The following is a 13,836-nucleotide window of genomic DNA, read 5'->3' on the forward strand; positions in this document are numbered from 1 at the left end:
TTAGCCTCGATGAGGTGACCACGCGCCTCACCGACCCCGAGCAGCTCAAAGAGCTGCTCGGCATCCCGTTCACCCCGGAGCAGACGGCCTGCATCACCGCGCCGCCCGCCCCGCAGGTGATCGTGGCCGGAGCGGGCTCCGGAAAGACGACGGTGATGGCCGCCCGCGTGGTCTGGCTGGTCGGCACCGGTCAGGTCGCCCCCGAGCAGGTCCTGGGCCTCACGTTCACCAACAAGGCGGCCGGGGAACTGACCGAGCGTGTCCGCAAGGCATTGATCAAGGCGGGCGTCACCGACCCCGATGCCATCGATCCGGACAACCCCCCGGGCGAGCCCGTGATCTCCACCTACCACTCCTTCGCGGGCCGGCTCCTGACCGACCACGGCCTGCGCATCGGGCTCGAACCCACGACGCGACTGCTCGCCGACGCCACGCGCTTCCAGCTCGCCGCGCGCGTGCTGCGCGAAGCGCCCGGCCCCTACCCCGCCCTCACGCGCTCCTTCGCCGACCTGGTCAGCGACCTGCTCACGTTGGACGGCGAGCTGGCGGAACACCTCGTACAGCCCGGCAAGCTGCGTGCGTACGACCATGAGCTGCTGCGCGCCCTCGAAGGCGTCAAACTCAGCAACGCAGACCTGCGGAAGGTGCCCGAGGCGGCCACCGCGCGCCTGGAGCTGGCCGAGCTGGTGGGGCACTACAGGGAGGCCAAGCGCACGCGCGACCTCCTCGACTTCGGCGACCAGATCGCCCTGTCGGCGACGCTGGCCGACACCCGGCCCGAGGTGGGCGAGATCCTGCGCGACGAATTCCGCGTCGTCCTGCTCGACGAGTACCAGGACACGTCCGTGGCCCAGCGGATCCTGCTCGCAGGCCTCTTCGGCGGGGGGACGGGCCACGCGGTGACCGCGGTCGGCGACCCCTGCCAGGCGATCTACGGGTGGCGCGGCGCTTCCGTCGCCAACCTCGACGACTTCCCGCGCCACTTCGCGTACGGGGACGGGCGCCCGGCCACCCGCTTCGCGCTCAGGGAGAACCGGCGCAGCGGCGGCCGCCTGCTCGACCTGGCCAACGGGCTCGCCGAGCCGCTCCGGGCGATGCACGCGGGCGTGGAGGCCCTGCGGCCCGCCCCCGGGGCCGAGGGGGACGGAGTCGTGCGCTGCGCCCTGCTGAGCACGCACAGCGAGGAGATCGACTGGCTCGCCGACTCCATCGGCCACCTCGTCGCTACGGGAACGGCACCCGGAGAGATCGCCGTCCTGTGCCGCACCGCGACCGACTTCGCCGAGATCCAGGGCGCGCTGGTCGCCCGCGACATCCCGGTCGAAGTCGTCGGCCTCTCCGGCCTGTTGCACCTCCCGGAGATCGCCGACCTGGTCGCCATGTGCGAGGTCCTCCAGGACCCCGGTGCGAACGCCTCCCTCGTGCGACTGCTGACCGGCCCGCGCTGGCGCATCGGCCCGCGCGACCTCGCCCTCCTCGGGCGCAGGGCCCGCTTTTTGGTCTCCCACGCGCGCGGGGGTGAGGACGACGACCCGGACCGGCGCCTGGCCGCGGCCGTCGAGGGGGTAGACCCCTCCGAGGTGATATCGCTGGCGGACGCGCTCGACACGTTCCTGGAGACCTCGACCGGCACCGAAGAGGACGACGACGGGCTGCCGTTCTCGCCGGACGCGCGCGTGCGCTTCGCCCGGCTCGCCACCGAACTGCGCGAGCTGCGCCGCTCGTTGTCCGACCCCCTCATGGACGTGCTGCACCGTGTCCTGGCGGTCACCGGCCTGGAGGTCGAACTCTCCGCGTCCCCGCACGCGTTGGCGGCCCGGCGGCGCGAGACGCTGTCGAACTTTCTCGACATCGCCGCCTCCTTCGCGGCCAACGACGGCTCCGCGACGCTGCTCGCCTTCCTCGGATTCCTGCGCACCGCGGCGCAGTACGAGAAGGGCCTCGACAATGCGCTGCCCGGTGGCGAGGACACCGTGAAGGTGCTCACCGCTCACAAGTCCAAGGGCCTCGAATGGGACGTCGTCGCCGTTCCCGGCCTCGTCAACGGCACGTTCCCGAGCACCCAAGGCCGTGAGAAGTGGACGGCGCAGGCCAAGGTCCTGCCCCACGAACTGCGCGGTGACGGCGCCACGTTGCCCGAGATCGAGACGTGGGACTCCAAGGGCATGAAGGCCTTCCACGCCGATATGAAGGACCACCAGCACACGGAAGAACTGCGCCTGGGATACGTCACGTTCACGCGTCCGCGCTCTCTGCTGCTCGGCTCAGGGCACTGGTGGGGGCCGTCCCAGAAGCGCAGGCGCGGCCCGTCGGACTTCCTCCAGACGCTGTACGAGCACTGCGCGGCCGGTTACGGCGAGATCGAGGTGTGGGCGGACGAACCGGCGGAGGACGAGGAGAACCCGGCCCTCCAAGAGAACTCGGCCGAGCACGCCTGGCCGCTGCCGCTGGACGAGGAGGCGCGGGCGCGCCGCCGGGCCGCCGCCCACACTGTCCTCGCCCACTTGGAGCGCGCCGCGGGACCCGAGGCCGCGTACGCCCACACGGAGTCGCACCCCGCCACCCTCGACGAGCCGCCCTTCGAGGACCCCGACTGGCCGCCCCCGCCCGAGGATGACGAACCGCCCTACGACCCCTACGAGGACGACCACGACCCGTACGAGGACGCCGCACCCCCGGCCGACACCTACGCGCGCGTGGCCGAGCACGAGCGAGCGGCCCCGGTCGTACCGCATCCCGCTCCCGCGCCGGAGGCGGAGCTCACCCCGGAGGAGGCACGCACCATCGCCTCCTGGGACCGCGACCTCGACTCGCTGACAGGCGAGCTGTTGCGCGCCCGCGCCGCCGTGCGCGATGTCCCCGTCCCGCACACGCTCACCGCGTCCCAGCTGCTGCGGATGGCCGCCGACCCGGACGCCTTCGCCCAGGAACTCGCCCGCCCCATGCCCCAGCCACCGCAGCCGGCGGCCCGCAGGGGCACCCGGTTCCACGCCTGGATCGAGGCACGGTTCGAAGAGCTGCGGCTGCCCATGCTCGACCCCGAGGAGCTTCCCGGCAGCGATGCCGAGATCGCGGACGAGCGCGACCTGGAGGCACTCAAGGAGGCCTTCGAGCGCACCCCGTACGCCCATCGCTCTCCCTACCGGGTCGAGACGTCGTTCCAGCTGGCCATCGCGGGACGTATCGTCCGGGGCCGTATCGACGCCGTCTACAAGGAGGGCGACGGCGACGAGGCGACGTACGAGATCGTGGACTGGAAGACGGCCCACCGGAAGTCCGCCGACCCCCTCCAGCTGGCTGTCTACCGGCTTGCCTGGGCCGAGCAGCAGGGCGTTCCCCTGGAAGCGGTGAGCGCCGCCTTCCTGTACGTACGCACCGGGGAGACGGTCCGGCCGCGACGGCTGCCCGGCCGGGAGGAGCTGGAGCGGCTCCTCCTGGAGGACCCGCAGCAGCCGGCGGAGCCCGTGGAGGAACCGCCGGACGAACACGTTCGGGCGGGCGGATAGGCTCGTGACCATGAGCAAGCCCGTTGACACTGCCGTCAGCACAGTCCGTGCGTATGTCGAGAACCACCGCGAGGCGTTCCTCGACGACCTCGCCGCCTGGCTGCGGATCCCCTCCGTGTCCGCCCAGCCCGACCACGCACCGGACGTGCGGCGCAGCGCCGACTGGCTTGCCGCGAAACTTGCCGGGACGGGCTTCCCGACATCGGAGGTGTGGGAGACGCCCGGCGCCCCCGCCGTGTTCGCCGAGTGGCCCTCGGGCGACCCCGGGGCCCCCACGATCCTCGTCTACGGGCATCACGACGTGCAGCCCGCGGCGCGCGAGGACGGCTGGGAGACCGACCCCTTCGAGCCGGTCGTCGTCGGAAACCGCCTCCACGCGCGCGGGGCGGCCGACGACAAGGGACAGGTGTTCTTCCACACCCTTGGCGTGCGTGCCCACCTGACCGCGACCGGCCGCACCGCACCCGCGGTCAACCTCAAGTTCCTCATCGAAGGCGAGGAGGAATCGGGCTCCCCGCACTTCCGTGCCCTCGTGGAAGAGCGCAAGGAGCGCCTGGCGGCGGACGCCGTGATCGTCTCCGACACCGGTATGTGGTCCGAGGACACCCCCACGGTGTGCACCGGCATGCGCGGCCTCGCCGACTGCGAGATCGAGCTGTACGGCCCCGACCAGGACATCCACTCCGGTTCGTTCGGCGGCGCCGTCCCGAACCCGGCGACCGCGGCCGCCCGCCTCGTGTCCGCGCTGCACGACGAGCACGCGCGCGTGGCCGTCCCCGGCTTCTACGACGGCATCGTGGAACTCACCGACCGGGAGCGCGAGCTGTTCGCGGAGCTCCCGTTCGACGAGGAGCAGTGGCTGCGCACGGCGAAGTCCCGGGCCGCCTACGGAGAGGCCGGGCACAGCACCCTGGAGCGCATCTGGGCCCGCCCCACCGCCGAGGTCAACGGCATCGGCGGTGGCTATCAGGGCCCCGGCGGCAAGACGATCGTGCCGTCCTCCGCGATGCTCAAGCTCTCCTTCCGGCTGGTCGCCGGGCAGGACCCGGACCACATCGAGAAGGCCGTCACCGACTGGGTCGCCGAGCAACTGCCCGCGGGGATTCGCCACACGATCACGTTCGGGGCCGCCACCCGCCCCTGCCTCACACCCCTCGACCACCCGGCGTTGAAGTCCGTCGTACGCGCCATGGGAATGGCCTTCGAGAAGAAGATCCGCTTCACCCGAGAGGGTGGCTCGGGTCCCGCGGCCGACCTCCAGGACGTCCTCGACGCCCCGGTGCTCTTCCTGGGCATCTCCGTGCCCTCCGACGGCTGGCACGCCCCCAACGAGAAGGTCGAACTCGACCTCCTTATGAAGGGTGTCGAAACAACCGCCCACCTGTGGGGCGATCTCGCGGAGAGCTGGGCAGATGCACACTGATTGAGGCCCCGCGCACCCACCTCGCCGAACCGCCCGCCGAACCACCCAATCCACCGGGGGAGTTGGAAGCACTCGTGACCACCTGGACCGACCGAACCGCCGACCTCGCCGCAACGCGACCCCTCTCGCTCTCCGCGCCGAGCGGAATCGACCGCGCTGCCCACCACCGTCTCGACGAGGCGTGGCTCGCCGCCGCGTGGAGCCACCCCACGACCCGCGTCTTCGTGGTCTCGGGTGGTCAGGCGCTCATCGACGAGACCTCGGACGGCACGACGGAACTGGTCATGACCCCGGCCTTTGAAGCGCCTCTCACGGAGGCGCATCGCTACTTCCTGGGCACCGACGAGGACGGCGTGAGCTACTTCGCGCTCCAGAAGGACACGCTTCCCGGACGCATGGACCAGTCCGCCCGCCCGGCCGGACTGCGCGAGGCGGGGATGCTCCTCTCGCAGCGGGACGCGGGCCTCATGGTGCACGCCGTCGCCCTGGAGAACTGGCAGCGCCTGCACCGTTTCTGCTCCCGCTGCGGCGAGCGCACCGTCATCGCCGCCGCGGGCCACATCCGCCGCTGCCAGGCCTGCGGAGCCGAGCACTACCCGCGCACCGACCCGGCCGTGATCATGGCCGTCACGGACGATCAGGACCGCATCCTGCTCGGCCGCCAGGTGCACTGGCCCGAAGGGCGTTTCTCGACACTCGCCGGTTTCGTCGAGCCCGGCGAGTCCATCGAACAGTCGGTGCGGCGCGAGGTCTTCGAGGAGGCGGGTGTCGTCGTCGGTGACGTCGAGTACGTCGCCAGCCAGCCCTGGCCGTTCCCGTCCAGCCTGATGCTCGGCTTCATGGCGCACGCCACGTCCTTCGAGATCAACGTGGACGGTGACGAGATTCACGAGGCGCGCTGGTTCTCCCGCGAGGACCTGCGGACCGCCTTCGACTCCGGTGAGGTCATGCCTCCCTACGGGATCTCGATCGCGGCCCGGCTGATCGAGCTGTGGTACGGCAAGCCCCTGCCGAAGCCCAGCGACGCACTGTGAGTGCTCCGGTCGTGGACAGCGGAAAGCCCCCGTACCCGGGTTCGGGCGGGGGCCTTTCGCTCAGATCCGGGCGGCTCAGGCGGCCATGGCCTGCTTGACCTGGGCCAGCGAGGGGTTCGTCATGACCGACTCGGTGCCGCTGTCGGACACCACGAGGAGCGTGGGGACCGTCTGGTTCCCGCCGTTCGCCTTCTGGACGAAGGCCGCGGAATCCGGGTCGTGCTCGATGTTGACCTCGTTGTACCCGATGCCCTCACGGTCCATCTGCTTCTTCAGCCGCTGGCAGTAGCCGCACCACGTGGTGCTGTACATCGTCACAGTGCCCGGCATTTCCTCGTGCTCCTTCGGTGGCTGGGGGGTGCGTGTTCGCAATGAGTCGAACGTACGCGGAGCGGCGACCATTCCCGCACGTCGAACGCATTGGTACGACTAACGGTCGGTACCTGTGGACAACGCGACGCATCCGTCCCCGCGGACCTGGCAGCATGGCGGGGTGACAGCAGCAACGCACTCCACCCTGTTCCCGCAGGACCCCGACCGCGCCCAGTACTCGGCTCCGCCGAGCGGCGCCGACGCGGTGCTCGAGGGGCTCGACCCCGAGCAGCGCGCCGTGGCGACGGCCCTGCACGGTCCGGTGTGTGTGCTCGCGGGCGCGGGCACGGGCAAGACACGAGCGATTACCCATCGCATCGCATACGGCATCCACGCGGGGATCCTCCAGCCCAATACCGTCCTCGCCGTCACCTTCACCAACCGTGCCGCCGGTGAGATGCGCGGCCGGCTCAGGCAGCTCGGCGCCGAAGGGGTGCAGGCCCGCACCTTCCACTCCGCCGCCCTGCGCCAGCTCCAGTTCTTCTGGCCCAAGGCGGTCGGCGGCGAGCTGCCCCGGATCGTCGACCGCAAGATCCAGCTGGTCGCCGACGCCGCGGCCGCCTCGCGCCTGCGCCTGGACCGCGGTGAGCTGCGCGACGTGACCGCGGAGATCGAGTGGTGCAAGGTCACACAGACCGTCCCCGGTGACTACGCCGCGGCGGTGCACAAGGCGGGACGTGAAGCGCCCCGGCAGCCCGCGGAGATCGCCCAGATCTACTCCGCGTACGAAACCCTCAAGCGGGACCGCTCCGTCATCGACTTCGAGGACGTCCTGCTGCTCACCGTGGGCATCCTTCAGGACCGGCAGGACATCGCCGAGCAGGTCCGCGCCCAGTACCAGCACTTCGTCGTCGACGAGTACCAGGACGTCAGCCCGCTCCAGCAGCGCCTGCTCGACCTGTGGCTCGGCGAGCGCGACAGCCTCTGCGTCGTCGGGGACGCCAGCCAGACGATCTACTCCTTCACCGGGGCCACCCCTGACCACCTGCTGGGCTTCCGCACGCGCCACCCCAGTGCCACCGTCGTCAAGCTGGTCCGCGACTACCGCTCCACGCCCCAGGTCGTGCACCTTGCCAACGGGGTGCTGACCCGAGCGAGCGGTCGCGCCGCCGAGCACCGCCTGGAACTGATCTCGCAGCGCGAGGCGGGCCCCGAGCCGGCCTACGTCGAGTACGCCGACGAGCCCGCCGAGGCCGAAGGCGCCGCGGGCCGCATCCGGGAGCTGATCGACTCCGGGGTGTCGGCCGGCGAGGTCGCGATCCTGTTCCGGACGAACGGGCAGTCGGAGATCTACGAACAGGCACTCGCCGACGCGGGCGTGCCCTACCAGCTGCGTGGCGCCGAGCGCTTCTTCGAGCGGGCCGAGGTGCGCAAGGCACACCATGAGCTGCGAGCGGCGGCCCGCTTCGGTGACAACGACGCGGGGCTCGACGAGGCCGTCGATCTGCCTTCCCAGGTCAGAGCCGTGCTGTCCGGCGCGGGCTGGACCACCGAGCCGCCGGCGGGTTCGGGGGCCGTACGCGACCGCTGGGAGTCGCTCGCCGCCATCGCCCGGCTCGCGGGGGACTTCGCGAGAGCCGAGCCCACCGCGACGCTGAGCGCGTTCGTGGCGGAACTCGACGCGCGGGCGAGCGCACAGCACGCCCCGACCGTGGAAGGCGTCACCCTCGCCTCGCTGCACGCGGCGAAGGGCCTCGAGTGGGACGCGGTGTTCCTGGTCGGCCTCGCGGAGGGCATGATGCCGATCACCTACGCCAAGACCGACGCGCAGATCGAGGAGGAGCGGCGGCTCCTGTACGTCGGCGTGACCCGCGCGCGTCGCCATCTCGGTCTTTCCTGGGCGCTGTCCCGCTCGCCGGGCGGCCGCCCGAACCGCAGGCCGAGCCGGTTCCTCGACGGGCTGCGGCCGGGGTCGACGGGATCGGCGGGGCGCGGCGCGAGTGCGGGGCGTGGAGGCATCGAGTTCGGCACCCGTGCGGGCACCCGCGAGCCGCTCGGCCCCACACCCCGCAGGGGCGACAGGAAGGTGGCCCGGTGCCATGTGTGCGGGCGCACCCTCGAAGCCGCAGAGATGAAGCTGATGCGCTGTGAGGACTGCCCGTCGGACATGGACGAGGGGCTGTACGAGCGACTGATCGAGTGGCGCGGTCGCACGGCGGCGGGCCTCGGTCAGCCCGCGTTCTGCGTCTTCACCGACAAGACCTTGATCGCCATCGCCGAGACCGCCCCCGAGGACGCGGCCGAACTGTCCCGCATCCCGGGTGTCGGCCGCCGGAAGTTTCGGACGTACGGATCCGATGTTCTCGCCATTTGTGCAGGTCAGACGATTGGTGATCAGCCCGACGGGGAGGCGGGGGACGCCTGATGCAAACTCGTCGAAAAAATAGTTTGCGCATGCCCCGACAATCCCCATAGGTTCATAAGCACGAAAACAGCGGCCTTCTCGGAGGCCCTGGTTCCGTGTTGTACTTGAATGCCGTCGGACCGGTTCGCACCGGTCCCCGATACGCCGAGAGGAGGCGATTCCAGTGATCAGCATCAACGCCAGCTCCATCAGCACCGTCAAAATGACCGATCGCTCGGTCGTCGCTTCCTGCCTGCTCGGCTTCTCGAACCTGGGCACCGGCCTGTCTGGCGTCTCCGCCACGCGTCCGGAGTCCGGCATGTCCCTCGCGGGTCTTCCCATTCGCGAGCGCAATGAGCGACCGACCAAGGCACCGGAAGCAGTAGCGACGGCACAGGCTCAGGCCTATGCCTTTGCAGCGGCCGGTGCCGGATTCCGGAAGCAGACGAAGCAGCACCACACGATGTGGGCCTTCCGTGGGCCTGACCCCTGGAGCGATCCAGCCTGATCAACGATCAGGCCGGCGCCTTCAGGGCCGCGGAACCCCACCCGGGATCCGCGGCCCTTCTGTTTTCCCGGAAGACCCAGCGATCTTCCGAGGAACCAGAGCGAAGGGGCCTCGGGACAAGAAAAGAACCCGGTACCACCGCCACCCGGCCCACCGGCCGGACGACCAGACGAGGAAGAAGACACCGTGCAACTCGAAGCGCACGCCCCGTCCGTACCGCCTTCAGACCCTCTTTCCCAGCCCGTGTCCACGGAGGACTCCACCTTGAACCCGCTGACCGCGCTCACCGCGCTCGATGACGCCATCGAGAACCTCGACGTGCCCGTCCCCTGCCGCGCCTACGACCCCGAGTTCTTCTTCGCGGAGTCGCCGGCGGATGTCGAGTACGCCAAGTCCCTCTGCCGTACCTGCCCGCTGATGGAGGCCTGCCTCGCCGGCGCCAAGGAGCGGCGTGAGCCCTGGGGCGTCTGGGGTGGCGAGCTGTTCGTCCAGGGCGTTGTCGTCGCCCGGAAGCGGCCGCGTGGCCGCCCGCGCAAGAACCCGGTCGTGGCATGAACACCCCCGGAACGATCGACCGCCCTCTGACGCACGACCCCAAGAAGCAGGCCCCGATGAAGACGTCCCCGAGCGAGCCCGCAGGTTCCGCGATCCCAGACTTCACCACCGCCGGCGCGAACGAGTCGCGCCAGAACAGGACCCATCAGATGCAACTCATCCCAGAAGCCCTGGCTCGTGCGCATATGCACGAGCAGCTGCGGGAGGCCGAGAGCGAACGCCGGGCCATGCGCCTGGCCACCGCCCGCCGGATGCAGCGCCGTGCCGAGCGCGCGTCGCTGCGCGCCCGGCGTGCGCTCGCCATGGCCGTCATGCAGTAACCGTCATGCAGTAACCGAACCGTCGACGGGGCTCGTCGATATACGCCGCTGCGTGCGGCTGCTTCCTTGGGGGCCGGTCCGCTTCGGACCGGCCCCCAAGGCGTGTGGCGCCCGGCATTCATCGGCTCATCGAGTTATCGTCGCCGGGTGACGTCTCTTCCTGGCGGGGACTCCGCGACACAGCCCGACCACCAGGCCCTCGCGTGCGCGCGGTGCGGCATGACAGTCCCGGAACTGCCGTTGACCTGGACGTGTTCCGTCGAGGGCGGCACCCGGCGGTACTTCTGCGACGGATGCGCCCGCGAGAACATCAGGGCCATCGAGGGACGGCTCGACTCCGACTGGTGGTGATCAGGCCTCCGCCGCCGGCCAGTCCTCGACGTCCGCCGCATCCCCGGCGGCAAAGCCCGGCACCCAGGCCTCCAGTTCGTCCCGCAGCCGCACGGTGGCCCCGAGCTGGCACAGCACCCCGATCGTGCTGAGCGTCACCCGATGTATCAGCAGGTACGACGGCGGCAGGTTGAGCTGCTTGCCCAGCTGATGGGCGGGGGAGCGGGGATCGGCTATCCGGGCCGCCTGATTGCGCATCCAGGAGCGGGTGAACGTGAAGGCCTCGACGCGGGCCGGCTCGATGATCGGCAGCAAGTAGTCGAGCACCGCGTCCGGTTCGAGCGCGATCGACTCCTTGACGAAGCCCTCCTCGCAGAGCAGCTCGTAGACCGCCTCCGCCTCGCCGTCGAGCGTCCTGCGCAGAGAGGCGCCGATCGGCTCGGGCAGGCCGCCGGGCAGTCGGTCGACCGTGCCGAAGTCGAGGACTCCGAGGCGCCAGCCTCCCTTCTCGTCCGGCAGCAGCCGGAAATTGCCCGGGTGGGGATCCGCGTGCAGCAGGCCTGTGCGCGCGGGCCCCGAGAACAGGAAGTGGGCCAGTAGCTGACCCGCGCGGTCGCGCTCGTCCGCACTGCCCTTGTCGATGATCTCGGCGAGCGGTGTCCCGTCGATCCACTCCGTCACCAGCACCTGATCGCACTGGTGCACCACGTGCGGCACCACGACATCGGCGTCGTCGTCGAACTCTTCCGCGTGCGTCTCCTGGGCCTGCGCCTCCAGCGCGTAGTCCAGCTCCTCGGAGACCCGGTCGCGCAGCTCGGCGATGAGTGGCTTGATGTCCATGCCCGGGACCAGCGGGCCCAACAAGCGTGCGAAGCGGCTCAGTTGTCCGAGGTCCGACAGCAGTGCCTCACCCGCGCCCGGGTACTGCACCTTCACGGCGACCTCGCGCCCGTCGTGCCACACAGCGCGATGCACCTGTCCGATCGACGCGGCGGCCGAGGGCTTGTCCTCGAACTCGATGAACAGTTCGCGCCATTGCTCGCCGAGCCGCTCACCGAGAACCGCGTGCACGGTCCGGGTAGGCATCGGAGGTGCGGCTTCCTGGAGCTTGGTCAGGGCGGCCCGGTACGGGCCGGCGACGTCCTCCGGAAGCGCGGACTCGAAGACGGACAGCGCCTGCCCGACCTTCATGGCCCCACCCTTGAGCTCACCGAGCACCTTGAACAGCTGCTCCGCCGTGCGCTGCTGCAGTTCCCGCCCGACCAGCTCGGCGGACTTACCACCGATGCGTCTGCCGATGCCCCAGGTCGCGCGCCCCGCGAAGCCGATCGGCAGCGCTGCCAGCTTGGCGGTACGGGTAACCGCCTTCCGGGGAAGATCAGACATACACCCCTCCAAGTGCCGAACAGTCATGCCGTGCATGCCCGGGTGCCGTGGTGCCGACAGCCATTGCCTACCCCGCCATTGTGTCGTGCGGCACGGGGTCCACGGAGACCTCCTGCCCGTTACCTCTCTCACCCGCACCGCATGGGCACTGCGGATGTGGCCACACCGGTCGGGCGTGCCAGTCCAGGCCCGGCGCGGCAGCCTCCCAGCGTGCCCCTGTGCTCGACGGCAACTCCCCGTCGAGGAAGGCCAGTCCATGGGCCGCCGCGAGGCCCGCGACAGCGGTGGCAAGGCCGAGGTCACAGGCCTGCACCTGACGGCCGGTCGGCCCCGAACTCCACTGGACGAGCAGCCGGGGCCAGGTCGGATCACGGTCCGTGCGCCCGAGGAGCAGGCAGTGCGCGCAGCCCGTCCCGCCGGGCAGTACCAGCGGCCCGACCACTCCGGTGGCCTCGACGACGCCCGCATACAGGTGTGGAATGCCGGTCTCCAGCAGGTCCTCGACCGCGGCCGGGTCCGGGGAGTGGACCGCGAGTCCGTCACGCGGAGCAATGATCACGAGGGAGAGCGGGGGCTCTTCGGGATCCGGCTCCGCAAGGCGCTCGGGGGCCGACCTGCGCCGATCGGGGCGCGGAGGTCTGGCCGGTGCCATCGAACGCACCACCCGGCGTGCGGACACGTCCCTGCGCTCGCCCGTCGCCTCCATCGGATGCCCGCCCGGTGCCACGTCCCAAGGCTCGACGCACCCGCCGTCCCGCACGTCGACATGGCCGACACCCGCGGAGGCGAGCACCGAGGCGATGACCGCGCCCACCCGCCCGACGCCTCTCACCTGGACCCGCATCGCGCGCCGGGCAGTCAACTTCATTATCGCTTCGGCCGGTTCCGATGTCGTGACTGTCAAGGCGGCGTGGTCGGGGCGGAGCCGATCCATTGCGCGCTTCTGTTTGCGCAGTTCAGCGCCGGTTCTGCCGCCGCCGGTCGCGTCGTCGAGGAGTCCCGCTCCGCTCAGCCGCTCCAGGAGCGCGTCCACATGACCGTCCGGAAGGCCCATCTTCTGGGCCTCTTCGCGCAGGAGCGGGACCCCGCGGGTGCCGTCGAGCAGTGTCAGAAAGCTGCCGGTGGCCGTGTCGACCGGGCCGAGTACCACCGCGTGCGCCGGTGTGAGCCCGAACTGCACCGTGCTCAGGTCGTGCCAGCCGCGCCGCAGGGCCGGCTTCAGGATCGGATGCATGACTGTCCCCCGTACTGTGCCGACGGTGTCGTTCCCGTCGATCGACCGCCAGCATGCCCGCACGGCCGGAGCCGTGCGGAAAGTTGTCCACAGGCTGTGGGTGATAGTCGTACTAATCGAGGGGCGGGTTGCGGGGCCGCACCGAAGACTTCCGGAGGCGGGACTTCCGCCCGCTCCAGCGGGTAACGTCGGGGCGTGTCCGCCGACCCACTGCACCGTGCCACGAACACGCAGCGCAGCATGACCAGCCCGCCCTCAGGCGGCCTGGGGGCGAGCGCGGTCGAGGTGCGCAGAAGCTCCCGGCGTCGCAGGACTGTCTCCGCGTATCGCGAGGGCGATCGCACCGTGGTGCTCATCCCGGCGCGCATGTCGGAGGCCGAGGAGAAGCGTTGGGTGGGCGTCATGCTCGACAAGCTCGCCGCGCAGGAGAGCAAGCGGGTGCTCGGCGACACCGAGCTGGCGGACCGCGCCGAGCGTCTGTCGGACCAGTACCTCGAGGGGAAGGCCCGCCCCGCTTCGGTGCGGTGGGTCACGAACCAGAACACCCGGTGGGGTTCGTGCACTCCGGCGGAAGGCAGCATCCGGCTCTCCCACCGACTGCAGGGCATGCCCGAGTACGTCGTCGACTACGTACTCATCCATGAACTCGCGCACCTGCTGGTCCCCGGTCACGGACCGCGGTTCTGGAGTCTCCTGGACGCGTACCCGCGCACGGAGCGGGCGCGCGGGTACCTCGAAGGAGTGGTCGCGGCCGACCGGCTCCCGCATCTGCCCCCCGCGCGCGGCGACTGATCACCCCTCAACGCGAGTTCTGTACCAGGGGT

General features: G+C 70.6%; 12 protein-coding genes. 9 read left to right on the plus strand and 3 right to left on the minus strand.

Annotated features, from left to right (window positions below):
- Window positions 1-14: 14 nt before the first annotated feature.
- From ACWD2L_RS21625 to nudC, 3 genes are all read left to right on the plus strand, one after another.
- Window positions 15-3,506 carry an ATP-dependent DNA helicase gene (locus ACWD2L_RS21625; protein ID WP_351333530.1) on the plus strand — a complete coding sequence of 1,164 codons (3,492 nt, stop codon included), beginning with the start codon at window positions 15-17 and terminating at the stop codon, window positions 3,504-3,506.
- Window positions 3,507-3,516: 10 nt separating this feature from the next.
- Window positions 3,517-4,929, plus strand: coding sequence for a dipeptidase (locus ACWD2L_RS21630; protein ID WP_351333533.1), 1,413 nt, complete (start codon window positions 3,517-3,519; stop codon window positions 4,927-4,929).
- A gap of 74 nt (window positions 4,930-5,003) precedes the next feature.
- Window positions 5,004-5,963 (plus strand): NAD(+) diphosphatase, encoded by a 960-nt coding sequence (nudC, locus tag ACWD2L_RS21635; protein ID WP_351333536.1) that lies wholly within the window; start codon window positions 5,004-5,006, stop codon window positions 5,961-5,963.
- A 75-nt stretch (window positions 5,964-6,038) separates the two neighbouring features.
- Here the strand turns inward: nudC and ACWD2L_RS21640 are convergent, their stop codons facing one another.
- On the minus strand, window positions 6,039-6,293 hold the full coding sequence (locus tag ACWD2L_RS21640; protein WP_351333538.1) for a glutaredoxin domain-containing protein: 255 nt from the start codon (window positions 6,291-6,293) through the stop codon (window positions 6,039-6,041).
- A 163-nt stretch (window positions 6,294-6,456) separates the two neighbouring features.
- Between ACWD2L_RS21640 and ACWD2L_RS21645 the strand changes: the two genes are divergently transcribed.
- The 5 genes from ACWD2L_RS21645 (at window position 6,457) to ACWD2L_RS21665 (ending at window position 10,413) form a co-directional block, all read left to right on the plus strand.
- The gene (locus tag ACWD2L_RS21645) at window positions 6,457-8,700 is read left to right on the plus strand and encodes an ATP-dependent DNA helicase UvrD2 (RefSeq protein WP_351333541.1); all 2,244 of its coding nucleotides are present in this window, start codon (window positions 6,457-6,459) and stop codon (window positions 8,698-8,700) included.
- A gap of 163 nt (window positions 8,701-8,863) precedes the next feature.
- On the plus strand, window positions 8,864-9,187 hold the full coding sequence (locus tag ACWD2L_RS21650; RefSeq protein WP_351333543.1) for a hypothetical protein: 324 nt from the start codon (window positions 8,864-8,866) through the stop codon (window positions 9,185-9,187).
- A gap of 186 nt (window positions 9,188-9,373) precedes the next feature.
- The gene (locus ACWD2L_RS21655; protein ID WP_351333546.1) at window positions 9,374-9,742 is read left to right on the plus strand and encodes a WhiB family transcriptional regulator; all 369 of its coding nucleotides are present in this window, start codon (window positions 9,374-9,376) and stop codon (window positions 9,740-9,742) included.
- Window positions 9,739-10,062, plus strand: coding sequence for a hypothetical protein (locus ACWD2L_RS21660; RefSeq protein ID WP_351333548.1), 324 nt, complete (start codon window positions 9,739-9,741; stop codon window positions 10,060-10,062). The genes ACWD2L_RS21655 and ACWD2L_RS21660 overlap by 4 nt, the downstream gene beginning before the upstream one ends.
- 147 nt (window positions 10,063-10,209) lie before the next feature.
- Window positions 10,210-10,413 carry a hypothetical protein gene (locus ACWD2L_RS21665; protein ID WP_351333551.1) on the plus strand — a complete coding sequence of 68 codons (204 nt, stop codon included), beginning with the start codon at window positions 10,210-10,212 and terminating at the stop codon, window positions 10,411-10,413.
- Here the strand turns inward: ACWD2L_RS21665 and ACWD2L_RS21670 are convergent, their stop codons facing one another.
- Together ACWD2L_RS21670 and ACWD2L_RS21675 are read right to left on the minus strand one after the other, a co-directional pair.
- A complete protein-coding gene (locus ACWD2L_RS21670; protein WP_351333554.1) occupies window positions 10,414-11,778 on the minus strand; it encodes an ABC1 kinase family protein in 1,365 nt (454 codons plus the stop codon). It abuts the gene before it with no gap.
- 67 nt (window positions 11,779-11,845) lie between these two features.
- Window positions 11,846-13,012 carry a ThiF family adenylyltransferase gene (locus ACWD2L_RS21675; RefSeq protein WP_351333556.1) on the minus strand — a complete coding sequence of 389 codons (1,167 nt, stop codon included), beginning with the start codon at window positions 13,010-13,012 and terminating at the stop codon, window positions 11,846-11,848.
- A 195-nt stretch (window positions 13,013-13,207) separates the two neighbouring features.
- Here ACWD2L_RS21675 and ACWD2L_RS21680 point away from each other — a divergent pair, with 195 nt between their 5' ends.
- Window positions 13,208-13,804, plus strand: coding sequence for a M48 metallopeptidase family protein (locus tag ACWD2L_RS21680; protein WP_351333559.1), 597 nt, complete (start codon window positions 13,208-13,210; stop codon window positions 13,802-13,804).
- The last annotated feature ends 32 nt before the right edge of the window (window positions 13,805-13,836 follow it).

Source organism: Streptomyces sp. NPDC002754 (assembly GCF_053592315.1).

What these genes read in the sequence shown, in the direction of transcription:
- ACWD2L_RS21630 (WP_351333533.1), top strand. Translation starts at nt 3,517, where the DNA reads ATGAGCAAGCCCGTTGACACTGCCGTCAGCACAGTCCGTGCGTATGTC.
- ACWD2L_RS21640 (WP_351333538.1), bottom strand. Translation starts at nt 6,293, where the DNA reads ATGCCGGGCACTGTGACGATGTACAGCACCACGTGGTGCGGCTACTGC.
- ACWD2L_RS21660 (WP_351333548.1), top strand. Translation starts at nt 9,739, where the DNA reads ATGAACACCCCCGGAACGATCGACCGCCCTCTGACGCACGACCCCAAG.
- ACWD2L_RS21670 (WP_351333554.1), bottom strand. Translation starts at nt 11,778, where the DNA reads ATGTCTGATCTTCCCCGGAAGGCGGTTACCCGTACCGCCAAGCTGGCA.
- ACWD2L_RS21675 (WP_351333556.1), bottom strand. Translation starts at nt 13,012, where the DNA reads ATGCATCCGATCCTGAAGCCGGCCCTGCGGCGCGGCTGGCACGACCTG.